Source organism: Rhizobium pantanalense, from assembly GCF_030182525.1.
Taxonomy (GTDB): domain Bacteria; phylum Pseudomonadota; class Alphaproteobacteria; order Rhizobiales; family Rhizobiaceae; genus Rhizobium.
This window is the reverse complement of the sequence record NZ_JAQJCH010000001.1, coordinates 633480-654671: the sequence shown is the minus strand read 5'-3', so window position 1 is coordinate 654671 and position 21192 is coordinate 633480. Positions and strand designations below refer to the sequence as shown.

Here is a 21192-nt window from a genome sequence, read left to right as displayed (position 1 = left end):
CGACAACCGCCTACACTTTTCGGCATCACGCTCTAAACGCTGTAATATTTCCATCATGGACACCCCCCACAATAGAGTGGGCGCGGGAATCATGTTTGAAACACCGCAATCGCTGGCACCGTCATCATGAGGATGCGGTGCGGATGGACTGTTTTGGGCATGTTGCAACGCTTGTCAGACATCGATCAAACCACCTGGACGCAGGCGGCGACACCCGTCGCAGTACCCGAACGGCTGCTCATCGTCAGCGATGCCTGGCATCCGCAGGTCAACGGCGTCGTCCGCTCCATCGAGAACACCAATCGCGAACTCACGCGCATGGGCGTCGAGGTTTCGATGATCACGCCGGACGGCTTTCGCAATATCGCATGTCCGACTTACCCGGAAATCCGGCTTTCGATCGCCAGCTACCGCAAGATCGCGGCAAAAATAGAAGCACTCCGGCCGACTTATGTCCACATCGCTACGGAGGGTCCCCTCGGGCTCACGGCGAGGCGCTGGTGCCTGAGAAACGGCATGCCGTTTTCGACCAGTTACCACACGCGATTTCCCGAATATGTCGCTGCTCGTTTGCCGATACCGGAAAGCTGGCTCTATGCCTTCGTCAAATGGTTTCATAATGCGGGCTACGGCTGCATGGTGGCGACACCAAGCCTTGCGAGCGAGCTCAAACTGCGCGGCATTCGCAATCTGCTGCCCTGGAGCCGTGGGATTGATTCCCATCTTTTTCGGCCGCACCCGCTGGAGGACAACCCCTTCGGCCTGCCTCGTCCGATTTTCATGACGGTCGGCCGTGTCGCGCTGGAAAAGAACCTCCCCGCTTTCCTTGCTCTCGACCTGCCTGGATCGAAAGTGGTGGTGGGCGATGGTCCCGCGCGAGCGGAATTGCAGAAGCTCTATCCTGATGTCCATTTTCTGGGAGCGAAATTCGGCGAGGAACTAGCTCACGCCTATTCACAGGCCGACGTCTTCGTCTTTCCATCGAAGACAGATACCTTTGGCAATGCCATTTTGGAAGCGCTCGCGAGCGGCGTTCCGGTCGCCGCCTATCCGGTTACCGGGCCTGCGGACATCCTGGGGGGAGACAGGACAGCCGGCGTCGTAGACCCGGATCTGGCGACAGCGTGCCTTGCCGCACTCTCCTGCTCCCGCGATGCTGCGCGCGCGCTGGCGCTCAACTATTCCTGGGCGGCCGCGACGGCGCAATTCATCGGCAACGTCCGCATTGCCAATCACCGCGGCCGAGCTCATCCTCGCTGAACTCGGAGTCTGCTTCTTTCAGCATTGAATCTTGTTGACCTGACGCGCCAGAAATCAAGAGCATTTCGTCCTTGGTTTCAAGGTCAGCACCTGAGATCCTGCCATAATACCCGCTGTCAAATCTCGTAGCCGAGATGCGAGTGCCGGAAGATATCTGCCGGCGAACAGTATCCTCAACAAGGAAGAAACCCATAGCCCAGGCATAAATTTGGGTGTACAATTATTTATCGCACGACTTACATGAGACCTCTCCGGGAGTTCTTGGGATGACTGACGACCTGTTAAAGCTGGATAACTTCATCTGCTTCGCGCTCTATTCGGCGAACCATGCGATGAATCGGCTCTATAAACCCATGCTGGACGCGCTTAATCTCACCTATCCGCAATATCTCGTCATGGTGACGCTATGGGAAGAAGACGGCCAGACCGTCGGCGGTATCGGTGAAAAGCTGTTCCTGGAATCAAGCACGCTGACGCCGCTGTTGAAACGTCTGGAGGCAGCTGGCTTTATCAAGCGCATCCGCAGCAAGGAAGACGAGCGCCAAGTAATGATCCAGCTGACCAGCGAAGGCAAGGCGCTGAAGAAGAAGGCCGCAACCGTTCCGCCGTGCATCCTTGATGCCACCGAGCAAACGGCCGACGAACTGACGCGGCTGAAGGCGGAAATCACGATGCTGCGCGAAGCGCTGAGCAGAAACGCAGCCTGAATTGACGCGCGCGATCACGCGGTCTGCCGCTTACGCGATTTACCGCTTCTTCTTGTTTTCGTAAGGATTTTCCGACGTCCGGAAATGGATGCGGATTGGTACGCCGGGCATGGCGAAATCTGCGCGCAGACCGTTGATCAGATAACGCACATAGGACTCCGGCAGAGCATCCGAGCGAGTGCATGAGATCATGAAGGCCGGAGGCCGCGCCTTCACCTGCGTCATGTATTTCAGCTTGATGCGGCGACCGGAAACGGCCGGTGGCGGATGCTGAACCTGCTGCGTCTCGAGCCAGCGGTTGAGGCGCGCGGTCGAGACGCGCTTGTTCCAGACCTTGTCGGTATCGACGATCGCCTGCATGAGGCGGTCAAGGCCCTCGCCCGTCTGGCCGGCGATCGGAATAGCGCGAATGCCGCGTGCCTGCGGCAATAGCCGGTCGGTCTTTTCGCGCAGATCGGCAAGGACAGCCTGACGATCCTCGATCATGTCCCACTTGTTGAAGGCGAGCACGGCGGCGCGTCCCTCGCGGATCACGAGATCGACGATCTGCAGATCCTGCTTCTCGAAGGGAATGGTCGCGTCGAAGACGATGACGACGGTTTCGGCGAAACGGATGGCGCGCAGCGTGTCGGCAACCGAAAGCTTCTCCAGCTTCTCGGTCACCTTTGCCTTGCGGCGCATGCCGGCGGTATCGAACATTTTGACGGTGCGGCCGCGCCAGGTCCAGTCGACGGAGATGGAATCGCGGGTAATGCCGGCTTCGGGGCCGGTCAGCAGCCTATCTTCGCCAAGAAAGCGGTTGATGAGCGTCGACTTACCGGCATTCGGACGGCCGACGATCGCCACGCGCAACGGGCGCGTCTCGTCATAGGCGGGCTCTTCGTCGATCTCTTCGCCATCTTCGCCGACGGCAGGGCGCGGAATGCTGACATTCGTCTCCGCCTCATCTTCCTCTTCCCCGAAGGCGCGTTCGGGGCCGATTGCCTCGACGATGGCGTCGCGCAGATCCATCATGCCCTGGCCGTGTTCAGCCGAGATCGGACAAGGCTCGCCAAGGCCAAGCGTATAGGCATCGTAAAAGCCGCTATCGGAGCCGCGCGCCTCGGACTTGTTGGCAACGAGCACGACAGGTCTGCCGCGCTTGCGCAACATTTCGGCGAGCGTCTTGTCGACATGGGTCAAGCCCATCTTCGCATCGACGACGAAGAGCGTCAGATCAGCCTCATCGATCGCCGCTTCCGTCTGGGCGCGCATGCGACCCTGAAGTGATTCATCCTGGGCCTCTTCAAGACCGGCGGTATCGACGATACGGAAGCGCAGATCGATCAGCTTGGCTTCACCGGGGCGGCGGTCACGCGTGACGCCCGGCGTATCGTCGACGAGCGCCAGCTTCTTGCCAACCAGACGGTTGAACAGCGTGGACTTGCCGACATTCGGGCGACCGACGATCGCGACCGTAAAACTCATTGAGCGATCCTTCAGCCTTTTGCGACGGGAGCCTTGCCGGATGCAGTGATGAGATCGAGCAGCATCTGGGCACGGTTGGCAACATTGCGCGGGCTCTGCGGATCGTCGACGATCGCCTGGAACCACTGCCGGGCCTTGGCGAAATCGCCGGCCTTGTAAGCGGCAAGGCCGAGAACATCGCGCGCCGAATGGCGGAAAGCATCGGCGGGGACGGCCAGTTCCTGAGCTTCGGCGGCGACCTGATCGTAAGTGCCGGTATCGACGAGAAGGTAGGCAGCACGCAGGCGGGCCGCATTACGGATAACAACCGGAAGGTCCGTCTGCTTGCCGACCGCCGAGAAGGTGGCGATGGCAGCGGCCTTGTCCCCCTTCTGCGCCTGCAGCGTCGCGGCGCGCAGGCGGGCCAGTACCGGATAGGAGCCGGGGCCGCTCTTTTCGATGGCGGCAAATGCGGCCAGCGCTTCATCCGTCTTGTTCTGATCGGCCAGCGTCAGCGCGGCAATGAACTGATCACCGCCGCTGCCAGCCTGATTGCCGGCCCAATAGCGATAGCCACTATAGGCTGCGGTACCGAGAACGACGAGCACGGCAGCACCGATGATGAGCTTGCCGAAACGGCGCCATATGAACCGCAGCTGGTCCGAGCGCAGTTCCTCGTTCACCTCGCGGATGAAGCTATCGTCATTGAATGCCATTCTTGTCTCCGGCCCAGGCCAAATAGTTCAAAGCTTAGGTTTAGTGGGGCCTTCTACTCCATTTTGCGGCTGATGTAAGGGGGAATGGCAGAAATCGTCACATAACGAGCGGCGAAACCCCGATAATCCACGCATGAAGCTTCCAAATGATCAAGGCCCAGACAATAACGCCGATGACGATCGCGTAAACATCATATTTCGCCGAGACGAAGGGACGCAGCGTGATTTCGCCGGCACGCTCGCGCCGTTTGAGCGAAATGCGCAGGATGACGCCCCAGGCGAGAAAGGCAGCAAAGAGCAGGATGGCAGCGCCATCGCCGTTCGACAGAAGATGCGCCAGCGCCCAGATCTTCACCGAGAGCACCATTGGATGTTTGGTCCTGACCGCGATATGCCCCGCCGGCAGCAGCGAGGCGACAAGACAGATCAGGGCGAAAAGCATCAGCAGGATGGTGATGTGACTCATCCAGAACGGCGGTGTCCAGATCGGTGTCATGTCGCGCGCCTGACCAAAGCCGTAGATCAGAATGATCAGCGCCACGATACTGGCAATCGAATAGGCACCCTTCCAGCCGCCCTCGCCCAAACGCGCAATCAACGAGCTTCGCAAGCCGGGTGCCATGACGCGGATCAGATGGAGGCCGAGAAAAAGAACAATGCCGAGAATGAGCAATGCCATGGATGAAATCCTCTATGGTCTTGTAGTCACATCCTTATCGGCTGCCGCAAAAAAATGCCAGCATCACCGCAGCTTCGCCGCATTTGCGCGAAAGGAAGGAAATGACCTGGAGCACGCCATCCGATATCGCCAGACGATTCCTGGCAAGCCGTGCTCGACCCAATCAATATTCGGTGCCCATGTTTCGCTTTGCTACCTGTCTCTCCGTCGCCCTTTCCTTAGGGCTCCCCATCGCCGCCCAGGCCGATGACAAGCCCAAGCAACTCGTCATGATCTCTTTCGACGGTGCCCATGATAATGCGCTCTGGACCAAGAGCCGCGAGATCGCTTCGCGCAATGGCGCCCATTTCACTTACTTTCTCTCCTGCACCTTCCTGATGAACAAGACGCAGGCCAAGGCCTATCAGGGGCCGAAGCAACGGCCCGGCAAATCCAACGTCGGCTTCGCCAAGAGCGAGGACGATGTGCGCACCCGCATCGCCAATATCTGGGGCGCGCATCAGGAAGGCCACGACATCTCAAGCCATGCCTGCGGCCATTTTGACGGCAAGGGCTGGAGTGCTGCCGACTGGAGCCAAGAATTCATGAATGCGCGGATCGCGCTTCGCGACGCCTGGAAGAATGTCGGCCTTGCAGACAAGGAACCCCAGGGCTGGGAAGATTTCGCCACGCACGACGTCAAGGGGTTCCGCGCACCTTATCTCTCCACCAGCGATGGCCTTGTGCCGGCTGAAAAGGAAATGGGCTTCCAGTATGATGCAAGCCTGGTCACCAAAGGCCCTGCCCTGCCGCAGGTCGTCGACGGCATCTACCGCTTCGGCCTGCCATTGATCCCCGAAGGTCCCGAACACCGCCCGGTCATCGGCATGGACTATAATCTCTATGTCCGCCACTCGAAGGGCGTCGAGGACAAGGCCAACGCCAAGACCTATGAAGATCGCACCTTCGATGCCTTCGAAGCCGCCTTCAACAAGCAGTATGACGGTGAGCGCATCCCACTGCAGCTTGGCTTCCATTTCGTCGAAATGAACGACGGCGCCTATTGGCGCGCCCTGGACCGCTTCGTCAGCGATGTCTGCCACAAACAGGATGTTGCCTGCGTCAGCTATTCCGAAGCGATTCCATTGATTGCGGCGCGCGGTAAGCCGCAGCAGGGGTGAAAAGCGATCGGACAAAGCCTGAGCTATCGATCCGTGAATCGATTGCCGCAACGAACACCCTTCGGCGGGCTCATAATGCCAAGGCGAAGGACCGGTGGTACGGCAAAGGGAAGTCCTTCCGCTACCTCTAAAGCCTAAAACCAACCTCCTCCCATTGAAAAAGGCTCCGTGTCCGGAGCCTTAATTCGTCAGCCATCCGCGTGAATGACGCCCGCTTCGCGCTCCAAATAGCGCTGATCGATCGGCGGCAGCGGCTCGTCATAGATAGCGGCCTCGAAGGCCTTCAGACGCTTGTGGATCGACAGAAGCTCGATGATCGTCGTCCAGGAGCTGACGAGATACTGGAAGGAGTTGCTGACCTGGCCGAAAGCCGTGGCGATCTGCTGCCAGATGCCGAGCGTGATCTTGTGCGCGACGAAAGTCGGCACCAGCACGAAATAGAGGAAGATCGCATCCAGCTGGCCGTAGGAATAGCGAGCGACGTTAAAATAGGCGTAGTGGAAGTACATGCGGAAATAGTTGCGACGAACGTTTGAGAACAGTTCCGCCACGGTGGGCGGCTGTGCGCGGTCTTCGCGATCTTCACCGTAGACAAGCTCTTTTCGGTAGGCTGCTTCGACGCGCTGATTGCGGAAGTTCAACCCCGGAAGCTTGATCCCGAACAGCGCAAGCAGGAACGTACCGAATACCGACCAAATCAGCGCGAGCCAAACAAGCGAATAAGGAATTGCGCCGATAATCGGCAGATCGGTCACGAATTTCGATAGTTCCAACAGAATCGGCAGGAAGACGATGAGCGTCATGACGGAGCCGATCAGGCTGACGCCGAGCCCTTCGAGGTTGGTCGCAAAACGCATCGTATCTTCCTGGACACGCTGCGATGCGCCTTCAATGTGCCGAAGCTTCTCCCATTTCGACATGTAGAAATTATTCATCGCCCAACGCCAGCGGAAGAGATAGTGGCTTAGGAAAAACGATGAAATGACGCTGACCGCAACGCCCACTAGACCGAGCTGCGTGAACGCCCACAACAATCCGTAGAAATCCCCATCCGTAACGCCGGGCTTTCCGCCGAGCGCATTTTGCAGGAGGTCAAAGAAAGGCCGGCGCCATACGTTCACCGCTACGTCGATCTGAACACCGAAATAGGTGATGAAGACGATGAAAGCGGAGCCCCAGACAGACCAGGCGACCCAGGGATTGCTCTTCGAAATCACATGCCAAAAACCGCAAAAGACTGCGGCACAGAGAATAAAGTAAAGGTAAAACAAGAAATTAGTAGGAGCAACGAAGAACGTTGCCCCGACCGGCTGCTGTTCTTCCGGCATCGGTGGATAGCCCATGGACGCCACGACATGCGCGCCAGCAAAATACCATAGGAAGACGCAGACGAGCGCCCAGACGACCGCTGAGGAAAAAAACAATCTCGGATTCGGGAAGAAAGAATGAAACACGACGGTTAGGCTTCCTGTTGGTTCGAACGACCGCAATGACGTTAATTTGTGGCGAGCCTAGGACAGTTCGCCGGGAGCGGCAACCGCCAGCCGCCTATTCTTACGTAGATGTAATCGCTTATCCCATGATCGTGATGCAGTTGTTCAACGGCGCATTTTCACCCATTGGATGAACTCCTCCCCTATACGGCCACGCCTTCTTCTCCAATCCATCTCGTCCGCAAACCGCCCTCTTGCAGAATACTATCTTACGATATATATCTTACGACATGACTAACGATATAAACTCTCACACTTCAAGGAGAAACAATATGAGAGGTTTTAAAGATCGCCACATGTTCGGAGATGGCTTTGACATCGTCGAGGCATATATCCTACGACATGGTCGAGGCCGTGAATCGCGCGGCGAGCACAGGAGAGACTTCATGAGAGGCTTCAAGGGCGGCATGTTCGGCGGCGGGTTTCGCACCGGGCGCAAGTTCGATGCGGCCGACCTGCAGCTCATCATTCTTGCCCTGCTCTCCGAGCAGCCGCGCCACGGCTATGAGCTGATCAAGACTTTCGAGGAGCGCTCCGGCGGCTTCTATGTTCCGAGCCCGGGCGTCATCTACCCGGCGTTGACCTATCTCGAGGAGACCGGCCAGGCCGAAGTAGAGGTCAGCGGCGCGAAAAAGCTCTACCGCATCACCGAAAGCGGCCAGAAGCGCGTCGACGACAATCGTGATCTGGTCGAGGTAACCCTCGCCAAGCTCACCTCCATCGGCGAGAAGATGGCTCGCGTCCGCGAGGTCTTCGACGGCGGGGATGAAGACGGTCGCGACAATCCGTTCGACCGCCATGGCGCCGATGACGTCAATCGCGCTCGCCACCTGCTGCGTTCCGCGCTTCGCTCGAAGTTCCCGTGGAGCAAGGCCGAAGGCGCACGCATCGCTGATATCCTCGAGCGCGCGGCCGCCGATATCATCCGCGGTGACGCGAAGACCGAGGGCAGCCCGAAGGCCGACGAATGAGCCGACGCCTTAGGCGTCCGGCAATGTCAGGATGATCGGCCCGTTGCGGGTGGCGATGATCGTGTGTTCGTACTGGACCGTGGGAGCCTGCGGATCGGCATAGAGCGTCCACGCATCGTCGCCGCCCTCTGCCCAGGTTGCACCGAGCGACAGAAACGGCTCGACGGTGAAAACCAGGCCATCCTCCATGATCCGGCTCTCGGAAGGGTCTGCCCAGGTGGAAACCTCGGCGGGCTCTTCGTGCAGCGAGCGCCCGATGCCATGGCTGGCGAGATTGGCAATCAAAGTGTAGCGGTTCTTCTGCGCGAAAGCACCGACGGCTTGCCCGATCTTCGCAAGTGGCGCGCCGCTCTTCACCTGATTGAGGCCGACCCAAAGCGCCCGCTTGCCGTCCCGGCACAGGCGCTCGATCTTCGGCTTGACCGGCTGCACGGTAAAGGATGCGCCGGTATCGGAGAAGAAGCCATCCTTCTCGGCCGATACATCGAGGTTGACCAGATCCCCCGCCTTGATCACACGTGGACCCGGAATGCCATGCGCCACTTCCTCGTTGACGCTGATGCAGGTCGCGCCGGGGAACTTGTAGACCAGTTCCGGCGCCGATTGCGCGCCGGCATCCTCCAGCACCTTGCGGCCGATAGCATCGAGTTCCAGCGTGGTGATGCCCGGCTCCAGTGCCGCGGCCATGGCCTGTAGCGCATTGGCGCAGATGCGGCCGATATCTTTCAGCTTGGTCAGTTCTTCTTCGGTCGAAACGATCATCTACGGTTTCCGGCACTCCCGCTCTCTCGGCAGCGGTTCAGCGAGAGGCTCAAGGTGGCTTTCGCCCCTTCCCTTCGCACAGTCAATGTCTTTTTGGGCTTTCTGCCAGATAGCGCGACTTTCGAATTGCGAAAGCGGTCAAGAGCGCGGATCGTCCGACAACAATGCCCAGCGCTCGTGATCGCACCATACGCCGCCGATCTTCAGATATTTCGGCGAGAATCCTTCCTTGCGGAAGCCGAGCCGCTTGACCAGCGCAATGGACGGATGGTTGCCCGGCTGGATATTGGCTTCCACGCGATGCAGGCCCACCGCATCGAAGGCATGCGCGACGGCCAGACGAACCGCCTCCGTCATGAACCCCTGGCCGGCGAAACCCACCATGCCGTGATAGCCGAGAAAGGCGCTGCGAAAGCCTCCCCAAACCATCTGGCTGATATTGACGACGCCGACGATGCCGCCCGAACCGGGATCGCGTGCCACCAGCCCGATATTCGGCCCCGTCACCGTCTGACCGAACCAGGCGTCGAAACCGTCGCGATCGAGGAAGGGATAGGCCCAAGGCACATGATGGGCACGGCTGGCGATATTGGCAGCGATCAGCTCGTCCGCATCGGATTGCTTAACCGGTGCGATGATCACTTGCGGCATGGCGCGCTCCATCCTTATTGGGAGACGAGCCTTAGCAAATCGAATCCGAAATCAAAAGCTTCGCTGAAAGAATGGAATCATTTTCCGAACCGCTTCATAGCGAAGATAAAGTCCGCCCCAGGCGATCACCCCGAGATAAACGCCGAACAGCAGATGCGAGAAGATCGGGCTGCCGACCCTCAAATGCGTCGCAATCGCGCCGCCGAGAAGACCCGTCAGCAAGATGGCGCCGAGGACCGACGTTCTCGGGATCGCGTAGAGAATGGCGCAGGCGAATGTGATGATGCCGAGCAGCCGCGCGAGCGCCGGATCGGCGGAATAACCGAGCCCCGCCATCGTCTCCGTCACCACGGGCAGCGGAATGAGCTTGATCACGCCGTCAAAGACAAGAAAGGCAATGACCAGTCCGCTAAGGATCAAGCCCGCCACGCGCTGAGCGCGCGTGACCGAAGGCAAAGTTGAATCGACTGCATAAGACATTGTGGTATCCCCCGGAATTGAATCGGAAATTCAGATTCTGGCTGCCAGTGCCGCGAGCTGCTCGGCGCACTGACCCCATCCCTGATGGAAGCCCATCTTCTCATGTGCTTCGCGATCCTCCGCGGACCAATGCAAGACGGTCGCGGTATAACGGGTCTTGCCGCCACCGAGATCGTCGAGCTGGATCGTCACGACCATGAAGGGCTTTGCCGACGGCACCCAGGCGCTGGTGAAGGCATCTGTGAAGACGATCCGCTCATTGGGAACGATTTCCAGATAAACGCCGTTGCCCGGATAATCCTCGCCTTCGGGGCTGCGCATGGTGATCGAGCTTGAGCCTCCGGCACGAACGTCGACGCTGGCTGCCGACACCGTCCATGGCAGCGGTGCGAACCATTGTTTCAAGAGCTCCACTTCGGTCCAGCAACGGAAGATCTTGTCTCGTGGTGCGTCGATGACGCGGGTCAGGGAAAGCTCGTGGCGTTGGCTCTGTTCAGTCATATCTTGCTCCTCTTTATTGTTTGACGCGGCCTGCTCGGCCCATACACGAATGACGTTCGAGACCGCCATTTCCCGACAGCGAAGACGCAGGTTTTTCGATTATTTTGCAGCGGCAACAGCATCCGCGCTCAAACGATCGAGCTGATAACGGATATGGGCTGCTTCGGCAGGCGAACGGGCAAGCGCGATCGCTCTGTCGAAGGCGACGCGCGCCTCTTGCGCGCGGCCCAGCTGTGCAAGCAGGCCGCCCCTCACCCCATGAAAATAGAAATAGCTATCGAGCTGCGCTTCCAGCGGCGCAATCAGCGCTAGAGCCGCCTCCGGTCCCTTCAGTTTGGAGAGCGCGACCGAACGATTGAGCGTGACGACGGGTGACGGCGTCAACCGTTCCAGCATCTGATAGAGAAGGTCGATCTCCTCCCAATCGGTATCCTCGGCACGCTTCGCCCGCGAATGCAGCGCCGCAATTGCCGCCTGCACCTGATAGGGGCCGGGCTTGCGGTGGCGGATCGCCTTGTCGAGCAGCGCCAGCGCCTCGTCGATCAGCGTCCGGTCCCAAAGCGAACGATCCTGATCTTCCAGAAGGATGATCTGCCCATTGGCATCGAACCGGGCATCCTTGCGCGATTGCTGCAGGAGCATCAGTGCCAGCAGCGCCATGGTTTCAGGCTCGGAGGGAAAGATCCGCAACAGCAGCCGGCCAAGCCGGATCGCCTCGTCAGCAAAGGCTGCCGCCTCGCGATGTGTTCCGCCGGCCGAATAGCCCTCATTGTAGATCAGATAGATCATGGCGCTGACAAGCGCCAGCCTTTCGCTCCGCTCCACCGCACCCGGCGTCTCGAAAGGGACACCCGCAGCAGCAACACGCGCCTTAGCTCTTGTAATGCGCTGCTCCATCGCGCTTTCGCTGACGAGGAAGGCGCGGGCGATCTGCTGCACCGAAAGGCCGGAAACGATCCGCAGCGCCAGCGCGATCTGTTGCGTCGCCGGCAAATCCGGATGGCAGCAGATGAACAGCAACCGGAGAATATCGTCGCGATAGCCCGAGCCATCGAGCCGCTCGGCAAGATCGCTTTCAGCATCGCTCGTATCGGAGATCGCCTCCTCGTCTGGCAGGCTCTGCAATTTCGCCTGCTTGCGCACCGTATCGATGCCGCTGTTGCGGCCGACGAAGATCAGCCAGGCAACGGGGTCGCGCGGCGGCCCCTTGTCCGGCCAGGTCTTCAAGGCCCTGAGGCAGGCCTCCTGAAAGGCCTCCTCGGCGATGTCGAGATTGCGGAAGTAGCGCAAAAGCGCGCCCATCACTTGGGGTCGGGCATTGGTAAGCGCGATGTCGATCCAGGCAATGTCGGTCATGTTGCAACAGCTCCCGGCCGGAAGACGTAAAGCGGGCGGATTTCATAGGAGCCGACGCCGGGATTGGCCGCGGCAAGCTCCTTTGAAAAGCCAATGGCTTCGTCGAGGGTTTCGAAGTCGATGACGTAGAAGCCGAGCAACTGCTCCTTCGTTTCCGCGAAGGGACCGTCGATCACGATCGGCTCGTTCTTGCCCTTGCGCAGGGTCGTTGCCGCCGTGGTCGGCATCAGCCGTGCCACAGGCCCTAGCTTGCCAGCCTTTGCCAGCGGTTCCTGCACGGCAATCAACCGTGCCATCGTCGCGTCTTCCTGTTCCTTGGACCAGGCAAACACGGTATCTTCGTCGTTGTAGCATAGGATCGCGTAAAGCATTGAGATTCCCTTCTCCCTTTAAAGACGAAGGAATATCACCTGCTCCGACAGGCTACGTCAAAAAATATCGAAGAGGGCCTCAGATGTTCCCACGCCGGATCGCCAGGATACCGGCCTTCGCATCAAGCTCCGCCACAGCGCCGAGAAAAACGCTTGCCGGGCTATCGCCATGCCCAAGCGGCAAGCCGCCGAGGATCGGCACGTTCAGTTCGGCCAAATGTTCGCGCAAGATATCGATCACCGAATAAGGGCGGTCGAACTCGAAGTCAGTAAACTGGCCGACAGCGACCCCTGCCAAACCATCCAGATACCCTGCCTTGCGCAGCATGGTCATCTGCCGGTCCACCTGACCAGGATACAGGCCGATGGCCTCAAGCAGCAGGATGGCACCGTGCATATCCGGCAGCGCCCAGCCGGCCGATGCCGCCACCATATCCAGATTGCCCCCAATCAGCCGACCCTCGGCCGTTCCCTCTGTTGTCAACCGCGAGGTCGGCTCTTCTGCGCGCGCGGCAATGATGATGTCCCCAGTTGTCATCAATGCTTGTCGCAGCGAGTCATGTGTATAGGAGCTAACGCTCTCTTCACCCGGCCCGATAGAAAAAGCGCCGTGAATGCCGACTTGATGGCAATGCCTCAGCAGGATCAAATGCAATGCGGTGATATCGCTGAAGCCGATGACGAATTTCGGATCACGCCGCGCCGCCGCAAAATCGAGCTGATCGGCGATGCGATAAGATCCTTTGCCGCCGCGCGTGGTGAAGATCGCCCGCACATCGGTGTCGCGAAGTGCGGCGTTAAGGTCCGACAGCCGCTCTTCGTCCGTGCCAGCAAGATAATTCCACTTGCGGAAGGTGTGTTCGCCGAAGTCAACGGTAAGCCCCCAGCCGTTCAGGATTTCGGCGTTTCTCAGAACCTTATCCCTGTCGGGCGAGCTTGCGGGCGATACAAAGCGCACCTTGTCGCCCGACCGTAGTGACGGCGGCATCAGCATTGGACTCATCTCTGCGCAATTGAGTGATTCTATGCTGCGATCTTGGCACGGAATCACGATAAGCGTCAGCGCAGATTGACCGTTGGCGAGCCCTTATCTCAAGGATTGATGACGGCTGCCGCCGTTATCGGTGCGGGTCGCTTGGCCTTGGCATCGCCTTCCCCTATCCGGCCGACCTTCCCCTTGCCAGTCCATATCGGCAAACCGATGGATTGCGAAACCGCCGGATCGGTTGTGAACACCGGATAACCGCGTTCGATCAGCCGTTCGAGAACCTCCCGGTCCTTGCGGACGTGCAGCCGGGCGAGATTTTCCTGATTATAGACGTGTCCGCCGGAATCGGGATTGATGCCGGTGATGATGACTTCGGTCGCGCCGTTGTAGATCGCGAAGAGTATGGCGTTGATGCCGTTGGAGCATTTGTCGTCCGCGCCGAGCTCGCTGCACTTTACCCCGCCGACCCGGTCAAGCAGCGCCATGCGCTTGTAGCGATCGACGATCTCCAGCTTGTCGTAGCTGTAATTGAACCTCCGCAACCCTTCTTCCAGCCGCTCACGCTCTTTGCGCCAGAGCAGAACGTAGAGCATCTTGGTCCGCTCGCCGTTCAGAACGCGGCGCACCTCGACGGCATTGGTGTTCGTGCCTTCGATCTGATTAAACTGGACGAGCGTCACATCGGGCGCCTCGATCCCCCAGCCCTTCGTCACCGTCTGTGAACCGTTGATGGTGATGACCTTGAAGCTTTCATCGAAATCCACCGGCTTGTTCGAAACCGGCGCCGAGCCGACGACGAGAACAGGCCCATCGAACCGCTCCGCCAGCATCGGCGGCTTCGGCCGGGTCAGATGATATTTGATCTGCCGATAGTAATGTTTCTTCAGTTCAGAAAATTGCGCAGCCATTATTCGCTTTATCGTCTCTTGAGAAGGCGCCCGCCCTCAAGGAGTGCGGCCCGGCGAAATGTGACCCGGAATCCTCCCCAAGCCACGAACAATACGAGTATCGCTGCGTGCCCTTATATAAGCAAAATAAAGAAATCTTACACGATATAACCTGGGGTGAGCAGCCGATGAAGGCCGATCACCCCTGCCGTGTACTCAAGGTGCGCGAGACGGCGCTCTTCCAGCCTTTGAGCTTCGCGTTTCGGGTCTTGTCATCCATGCCAGGCTCGAAATGCTTGTCGCGTGCCCAGGCCTTGGCGAAGCCTGCGCGATCCGGCCAGACGCCGGCCCGGCTGCCAGCGAGCCAGGCAGCGCCCAGCGCGGTCGTCTCGAGGATCGTTGGGCGGTCGACCGGTGCATCGAGCAGATCGGCAAGCCGCTGCATCGTCCAGTCGGAAGCGACCATGCCGCCGTCGACGCGCAGTACCGTCTCCTGCCCGTTGCCGTTGCGCCAATCTCTGTGCATGGCATCCAGCAGATCGCGAGACTGATAGCAGACGGCCTCCAGCGCAGCCCGGACGATCTCCTCGGGTCCGGTATTGCGCGTCAGCCCGAAAATCGCGCCGCGGGCATCTGGATCCCAATGCGGTGCCCCGAGGCCGGTGAAGGCCGGCACCAGATAGACCTCCTGCAGCGGATCGGCCTTGGCCGCCAGCTCGCCAGAATCCGAGGCACGCTGGATGGCCTTCAGACCATCGCGCAGCCATTGGACCGCAGCGCCTGCAATGAAGATCGAGCCTTCGAGCGCATAGGTTGTCTCGCCGTTCAGCCGATAGGCGATGGTGGTCAGCAGGCGGTTTTTCGACCGCACCATATCCGCGCCGGTATTGAGCAGCGCGAAGCAGCCGGTGCCATAGGTGGATTTCATCATGCCGCGTTCGAAGCAGGCCTGGCCAATCGTCGCCGCCTGCTGATCGCCGGCAACGCCGAGGATCGGGATTTCCGCGCCGAAATGCGCGGCCTCTGTGACGCCGAAATCGGCGGCACAATCCTTCACCTCGGGCAGCATCGCGGCCGGCACGCGCAGGATATCCAGCAATTGCTCATCCCATTCGTTTCCGCCGATATTGTACATCAGCGTCCGCGAGGCATTGGTCGCATCGGTGACGAAGCTCTTGCCGCCAGTCAGCCGCCAGATCAGGAAGGTATCGATGGTGCCGAAGCACAGCTTGCCTTTGGCGGCAAGGGTACGCACTCCCTTCACGTTGGCGAGCAGCCAGGAAAGCTTGGTGCCGGAAAAATAGGGATCGAGCAGCAGGCCGGTGCGGCGTGTGAAAAGCCTTTCCAGGTCTTGCCGCTTGAGCTTCTCGCAATAGCTCGCCGTGCGGCGATCCTGCCAGACGATGGCATTGTGGATCGGCTTGCCGGTCTCGCGATCCCAGACGACGACCGTCTCGCGCTGATTTGTGATGCCGAGGGCTGCAATATCCTTGGCGGTGATGCCGGCAGCCTCGATCGCCTTGCGGACGGTGACGAGGACGGAGGACCAGATTTCCTCCGGATCGTGCTCCACCCAGCCGGGCTTCGGATAATGCTGGGTGAATTCCTTCTGCCCGACACCGGCAACCTTCATCTTGCCGTCGAAAACGATAGCCCGTGTTGACGTCGTTCCCTGATCGATCGCCAAGATATAACCGCTCATGCACTCCTCCCGCCTGTTGCGTCCCGAAACAACAGATACGCGAGCAAAACGAATGTGAAAAGAAAGCAAAACGAAATTTTTTCGCTGAAGGATAAGCTTTTCGATTCACAGCATCGTGGCCGAAGGGCCAGCAGCATTGCGATTGCCATATCTGGAGGTTTGGGACTAGGCTGAGATCGTTTTGCACTGCAGCAGGAAGCTGCGCTGTCCAAGGAGAAGATCATGGCAAGAACAGTTGTCGTCACCGGTTCCACAAGCGGTATCGGCCTCGCCATCGCGGCCGCCTTCGCCGCCAAGGGCGATAACGTCGTCATCAACGGCTTTGGAAAGCCTGAGGAGATCGATGCGATCAAGGCGAAGCTCGAAGCCTCCGGCGGCGGCAAGGTGATCTATCATTCGGCCGACATGACGAAGCCCGCCGAGATCGCCGATCTGATCGCGACCGCCAACTCGACCTTCGGCAGCGTCGATGTTCTCGTCAACAATGCCGGCATTCAGCACGTGGAGAAAATCGAGGATTTCCCGATCGAGAAATGGGATCAGATCATCGCGATCAATCTCTCCAGCTCCTTCCATACCATCCGCGCCGCCATCCCGCTGATGAAGGCGAAGAAATACGGGCGCATCATCAACATCGCCTCGGCGCATGGCTTGGTCGCCTCGCCCTTCAAATCCGCCTATGTCGCGGCAAAACATGGTATATTAGGCCTAACCAAAACGGCAGCGCTCGAGCTTGCCGAATTCGGCGTGACGGTAAACGCCATTTGCCCCGGCTACGTGCTGACCCCGCTTGTCGAAAAACAGATCCCGGATACCGCCAAGGCACGCGGGATGACCGAGGAGCAGGTCAAGAACGAAGTCATCCTCAAGGCCCAGCCGACGCATGAGTTCGTCAAGGCCGAGGAGATCGGTGCCCTCTCGCTCTACCTTGCAAGCGACGAGGCACGTCAGGTGACCGGCACGCACGTCTCGATTGACGGTGGCTGGACCGCGGAATAACCATTTGCGGTTAGGGCCGGATTCGTTCGCGCATCCGGCCCGGCCAATAGATGAAACGGGAACGACATGAGCGACAGCATCCGCTTTATCCTCAACGGCGAGGATATCATTCTATCCAGCCTACGCCCTACCGAGACGCTGCTCGACTTCCTGCGTCTCAACCGGCGGCTGACGGGAACGAAGGAAGGATGCGCGGAGGGCGACTGCGGCGCCTGCACGGTGCTGGTGGGCCGGCTGATCGATGGCGGGCTGTACTACGAATCCGTCAACGCCTGCATCCGCTTCGTCGGCTCGCTTCATGCGACCCATGTCGTTACCGTCGAGCATCTCGCCGCCCAGAACGGCACGCTTCACCCCGTGCAGCAGGCGCTGGTCGATTGTCACGGCTCGCAATGCGGTTTCTGCACGCCGGGTTTCGTCATGTCGCTCTATGGCCTCTGGCTTTCGACAGAAAAGCCCAGCCGGGCGCAGATCGAAAAATCGCTCCAGGGAAATCTCTGTCGTTGCACAGGCTATGAGCCGATCGTCAAGGCCGCCGAACAAGTGAGCCAGAAGCGGCCGAGCGCGCTCTTCGATCCCCTCGAAAAGACGAGAGCCGATATCATCGCCCGCCTCTGGGCCATGGAGGGCGACGATACCATCGAGATTTCCGAGGGCGAGGATCGCCTCATCGTGCCCGGTTCAGTCTCAGCACTGGCGCAGGTGCTTGCCGACGAGCCGACCGCGACCGTCGTTGCCGGCTCGACCGATGTCGGCCTATGGGTCACCAAGCAGATGCGCCGGTTGAATCCGGTCGTCTTCATCAATCATCTGACCGATCTGCAGAAAATCGTCATCGAAGGCGATGGGCTGACCATCGGCGCCGGCGTCACCTACAGCCGCGCTTTTGCTGTGATCGGCGAAAAAATCCCGGCCTTTGCCGACCTCATCAACCGCATCGGCGGCGAGCAGGTGCGCAACATGGGCACCATCGGCGGCAATATCGCCAACGGTTCGCCGATCGGCGACACGCCGCCGCCGCTGATCGCGCTCGGCGCAACGCTGAAACTCCGCTCGACGGCGGGCGCGCGCAGCCTGCCGCTCGAAGATTTCTTCATCGATTACGGCAAGCAGGACCGGCATCCCGGTGAGTTCGTCGAGAGTATCTTCGTACCCTATCCGGCCAAGGGTACGCATTTCGCCGTCTACAAGATCTCCAAGCGCCGCGACGAGGATATTTCGGCTGCCTGCGGCGCCTTCCATCTGTCATTGGATTCAACCGGCAATGTCGAAGATATCCGTATCGCCTTCGGCGGCATGGCCGGTACGCCGAAGCGCGCCCGCACTGTCGAGGCAGAATTGATCGGCAAGTGGTGGACGGAGGCAACCGTCATGGCCGCACGCGATGCCTTCGACAGCGATTACACACCGCTGACCGATTGGCGTGCCTCCGCCGAATACCGCCAGCTGACCGCTAAAAACCTTCTCATCCGCTTCTATCTTGAGACATCAGGCGCGCCGCAGGAATTGAAGCGTTTCGAGGTGCTGGCATGATGACGAATTGCGAATTTATTCGACCGTATTTCTTGGATACGGCACAGCACCTTTCACCGGAAGACGGCAGCCGCTTCCTTCCCTCTTCTCCCCTCGCGGAGAAGGGAAACCGCGGAGGCGTGAGCCATGGATAAATCCACCTTCGAGGAGCGTAAGGTCATCAACGGCTCGATGCACGGCTCGCTGCGTCATGACTCCGCACATAAGCACGTCACCGGGGCCGCCGATTACATCGACGACATTCCCGAACCGGCCGGTCTGCTGCATGGCGCGCTTGGCCTTTCCGACCGTGCTCATGCTGAGATTGCCGGCATCGATCTCTCGGCCGTAAAAGCCTATCCAGGTGTCCTCTGGGTCTTCACGGGCGCCGATATTCCCGGCGTCAATGACACCAGCTCCAACGGCATGCATGACGAACCGCTGCTTGCGGAGACCAAGGTCGAATTCCACGGCCAACCGATCTTCGCCGTCATCGCCGAGACCCGCGATGCTGCCCGCCGCGCAGCCCGCCTCGCCGAGATCGACTATCGCGACTTGCCGCATTGGAGCGATATCGACGGTGCGCTCGCCAATGGCGCACCGCTCGTCTACGAGCCGATGACGCTGAAGCGCGGCGAACCCGCAACCGAGATGGCCAACGCCAAGCACCGCATCAAGGCGCAGATGCGCATCGGTGGTCAGGAGCACTTCTATCTCGAAAGCCACATCGCCATGGCAATCCCCGGTGAGGACGACGAAGTCGCCGTCTGGTCCTCGACGCAGCATCCGAGTGAAATCCAGCATATCGTCGGCCATGTTCTCGGGATCCCGTCCAACGCCGTGACCGTCAACGTACGCCGCATGGGCGGCGGTTTCGGTGGCAAGGAAACGCAAGGTAATCAGTTCGCGGCGCTCGCTGCCGTCGCCGCCAAGAAACTCGGCCGCGCCGTCAAATTCCGTCCCGATCGTGACGAGGACATGAGCGCGACAGGCAAGCGACACGACTTCTTGGTAGACTATGAAGTCGGGTTCGACGACGAAGGCCGCATCCATGCCGTCGACGCCACCTATGCCGCGCGTTGCGGCTTCTCTTCCGATCTTTCCGGCCCGGTCACCGACCGCGCACTGTTCCATGCGGATTCCAGCTATTTCTACCCACATGTCCATCTAGTCTCGAAGCCGCTGAAGACGCATACCGTCTCCAACACCGCCTTCCGCGGCTTTGGAGGCCCGCAGGGCATGGTCGGCGGCGAGCGCATGATCGAGGAGATCGCCTACGCGCTCGGCAAGGACCCGCTCGAAATCCGTCGTGCCAATTTCTACGGCCAGCCGGGCTCCGGCAGGACATTGACCCCCTATCATCAGGAAGTCACTGATAACATCATCAACCGCGTCGTCGACGAACTCGAACAGAGTTCCGACTATCAGGCGCGGCGCAAGGCGATCATCGAGTTCAACCGCTGCAGCCGCTTCATCCGCAAGGGCATCGCGCTGACGCCGGTAAAATTCGGCATTTCCTTCACCATGACCGCCTTCAATCAGGCCGGCGCTCTGGTGCATATCTATCAGGATGGCTCCATCCATCTGAACCACGGCGGCACCGAGATGGGCCAGGGCCTCTATACAAAGGTTGCGCAGGTTCTGGCCGACAGTTTCCAGGTCGATATCGATCGCGTGAAGATCACGGCTACGACAACAGGCAAGGTGCCGAATACCTCGGCAACCGCTGCCTCCTCCGGCTCGGACCTGAACGGCATGGCCGCCTTCGATGCCGCTCGCCAAATCAAGGAAAGGCTCGTCGCCTTCGCAGCCGAGAAATGGGGAGTGGGAGCAGAAGAAGTGCAGTTTCTTCCCAACCGCGTACGCGTCGGTGAGGTGGAAATTCCCTTCCCGGATTTCATCAAGCAGGCCTATTTCGCCCGCGTGCAGCTTTCCGCCGCCGGTTTCTACAAGACGCCGAAGATCCATTGGGACCGTAAGGCCGGCCGCGGCACGCCCTTCTATTACTTCTCCTATGGTGCCGCCTGCTCGGAAGTGTCGATCGATACGCTGACCGGCGAATATCTGATCGACCGCACCGACATCCTTCATGACGTCGGTCGTTCCCTCAACCCCGCGATCGATATCGGCCAGGTCGAAGGCGCTTTCGTGCAGGGCATGGGCTGGTTGACGACCGAAGAGCTCTGGTGGGATGCGAAGGGCCGGCTGCGCACGCACGCGCCATCGACTTACAAAATTCCGCTCGCTTCAGACCGGCCGAAGATCTTCAACGTCCGGCTGGCGGAATGGTCGGAAAATACGGAGGCGACCATCGGCCGCTCCAAGGCCGTCGGGGAGCCGCCCTTCATGCTCAGCATATCCGTGCTGGAGGCTCTATCGATGGCGGTCGCCAGCGTCGCGGATTACCGCGTCTGCCCGCGCCTCGATGCGCCGGCAACACCGGAACGGGTGCTCATGGCAGTCGAACGGCTGAAGGGGATGTGATTACCCTCTCCGGGTATTCGCTCCTTGCCACCTACAACAGTCGGCAGTCATCACAACGCGGCTCCCG

Annotated in this window: 20 protein-coding genes; 7 read left to right on the top strand and 13 right to left on the bottom strand. The window is 59.7% G+C overall.

Annotated elements, in window-relative coordinates; all coding sequences use genetic code 11:
• Positions 1–159: 159 nt before the first annotated feature.
• Both PH558_RS03130 and PH558_RS03125 read left to right on the top strand, forming a co-directional pair.
• Positions 160–1260 carry a glycosyltransferase family 4 protein gene (locus PH558_RS03130; RefSeq protein WP_285202136.1) on the top strand — a complete coding sequence of 367 codons (1101 nt, stop codon included), beginning with the start codon at positions 160–162 and terminating at the stop codon, positions 1258–1260.
• A 266-nt stretch (positions 1261–1526) separates the two neighbouring features.
• The gene (locus PH558_RS03125; protein ID WP_095435469.1) at positions 1527–1967 is read left to right on the top strand and encodes a MarR family winged helix-turn-helix transcriptional regulator; all 441 of its coding nucleotides are present in this window, start codon (positions 1527–1529) and stop codon (positions 1965–1967) included.
• 39 nt (positions 1968–2006) lie between these two features.
• On the opposite strand, the gene der is transcribed toward PH558_RS03125, so the two are convergent.
• From der to PH558_RS03110, 3 genes are all read right to left on the bottom strand, one after another.
• Positions 2007–3434 (bottom strand): ribosome biogenesis GTPase Der, encoded by a 1428-nt coding sequence (gene der / locus PH558_RS03120; protein ID WP_095435470.1) that lies wholly within the window; start codon positions 3432–3434, stop codon positions 2007–2009.
• Between the two features lie 11 nt (positions 3435–3445).
• Positions 3446–4129, bottom strand: coding sequence for a tetratricopeptide repeat protein (locus PH558_RS03115; protein ID WP_095435471.1), 684 nt, complete (start codon positions 4127–4129; stop codon positions 3446–3448).
• A 97-nt stretch (positions 4130–4226) separates the two neighbouring features.
• Positions 4227–4808: an NnrU family protein gene (locus PH558_RS03110; protein WP_285202132.1), complete on the bottom strand. Its 582-nt coding sequence runs from the start codon at positions 4806–4808 to the stop codon at positions 4227–4229.
• Positions 4809–4987: 179 nt separating this feature from the next.
• On the opposite strand from PH558_RS03110, the gene PH558_RS03105 reads away from it, so the two are divergent.
• Positions 4988–5968, top strand: coding sequence for a polysaccharide deacetylase family protein (locus PH558_RS03105; RefSeq protein ID WP_285202725.1), 981 nt, complete (start codon positions 4988–4990; stop codon positions 5966–5968).
• A gap of 188 nt (positions 5969–6156) precedes the next feature.
• Here the strand turns inward: PH558_RS03105 and sbmA are convergent, their stop codons facing one another.
• The gene (sbmA, locus tag PH558_RS03100) at positions 6157–7422 is read right to left on the bottom strand and encodes a peptide antibiotic transporter SbmA (protein WP_113408113.1); all 1266 of its coding nucleotides are present in this window, start codon (positions 7420–7422) and stop codon (positions 6157–6159) included.
• Positions 7423–7847: 425 nt separating this feature from the next.
• Between sbmA and PH558_RS03095 the strand changes: the two genes are divergently transcribed.
• A complete protein-coding gene (locus PH558_RS03095) occupies positions 7848–8432 on the top strand; it encodes a PadR family transcriptional regulator (RefSeq protein WP_285202126.1) in 585 nt (194 codons plus the stop codon).
• Positions 8433–8441: 9 nt separating this feature from the next.
• Here the strand turns inward: PH558_RS03095 and map are convergent, their stop codons facing one another.
• From map to glpK, 9 genes are all read right to left on the bottom strand, one after another.
• Positions 8442–9194, bottom strand: coding sequence for a type I methionyl aminopeptidase (gene map / locus PH558_RS03090; RefSeq protein ID WP_285202125.1), 753 nt, complete (start codon positions 9192–9194; stop codon positions 8442–8444).
• Between the two features lie 138 nt (positions 9195–9332).
• On the bottom strand, positions 9333–9845 hold the full coding sequence (locus tag PH558_RS03085; RefSeq protein ID WP_285202124.1) for a GNAT family N-acetyltransferase: 513 nt from the start codon (positions 9843–9845) through the stop codon (positions 9333–9335).
• A gap of 51 nt (positions 9846–9896) precedes the next feature.
• Positions 9897–10325 carry a DoxX family protein gene (locus PH558_RS03080; protein ID WP_285202121.1) on the bottom strand — a complete coding sequence of 143 codons (429 nt, stop codon included), beginning with the start codon at positions 10323–10325 and terminating at the stop codon, positions 9897–9899.
• A 30-nt stretch (positions 10326–10355) separates the two neighbouring features.
• The gene (locus PH558_RS03075; RefSeq protein WP_285202120.1) at positions 10356–10826 is read right to left on the bottom strand and encodes an SRPBCC family protein; all 471 of its coding nucleotides are present in this window, start codon (positions 10824–10826) and stop codon (positions 10356–10358) included.
• 99 nt (positions 10827–10925) lie between these two features.
• The gene (locus PH558_RS03070) at positions 10926–12182 is read right to left on the bottom strand and encodes an RNA polymerase sigma factor (protein WP_285202119.1); all 1257 of its coding nucleotides are present in this window, start codon (positions 12180–12182) and stop codon (positions 10926–10928) included.
• Entirely contained in the window at positions 12179–12553 is a 375-nt protein-coding gene (locus tag PH558_RS03065) for a YciI family protein (protein ID WP_112720878.1), read from the bottom strand. Before PH558_RS03065 ends, PH558_RS03070 begins: the two co-directional genes overlap by 4 nt.
• A gap of 79 nt (positions 12554–12632) precedes the next feature.
• On the bottom strand, positions 12633–13541 hold the full coding sequence (locus PH558_RS03060; RefSeq protein WP_285202117.1) for a S66 peptidase family protein: 909 nt from the start codon (positions 13539–13541) through the stop codon (positions 12633–12635).
• A 104-nt stretch (positions 13542–13645) separates the two neighbouring features.
• Positions 13646–14449, bottom strand: a complete 804-nt coding sequence (locus PH558_RS03055) for a membrane-anchored protein (protein ID WP_113408116.1) — start codon at positions 14447–14449, stop codon at positions 13646–13648.
• Between the two features lie 178 nt (positions 14450–14627).
• Positions 14628–16130 (bottom strand): glycerol kinase GlpK, encoded by a 1503-nt coding sequence (gene glpK / locus PH558_RS03050; RefSeq protein ID WP_285202116.1) that lies wholly within the window; start codon positions 16128–16130, stop codon positions 14628–14630.
• Between the two features lie 222 nt (positions 16131–16352).
• Between glpK and PH558_RS03045 the strand changes: the two genes are divergently transcribed.
• The 3 genes from PH558_RS03045 (at position 16353) to xdhB (ending at position 21125) form a co-directional block, all read left to right on the top strand.
• Positions 16353–17129 (top strand): 3-hydroxybutyrate dehydrogenase, encoded by a 777-nt coding sequence (locus PH558_RS03045; RefSeq protein WP_285202113.1) that lies wholly within the window; start codon positions 16353–16355, stop codon positions 17127–17129.
• A 66-nt stretch (positions 17130–17195) separates the two neighbouring features.
• The gene (gene xdhA, locus PH558_RS03040; protein ID WP_285202111.1) at positions 17196–18662 is read left to right on the top strand and encodes a xanthine dehydrogenase small subunit; all 1467 of its coding nucleotides are present in this window, start codon (positions 17196–17198) and stop codon (positions 18660–18662) included.
• A 126-nt stretch (positions 18663–18788) separates the two neighbouring features.
• A complete protein-coding gene (xdhB, locus tag PH558_RS03035) occupies positions 18789–21125 on the top strand; it encodes a xanthine dehydrogenase molybdopterin binding subunit (protein ID WP_285202109.1) in 2337 nt (778 codons plus the stop codon).
• Positions 21126–21192 lie beyond the last annotated feature (67 nt).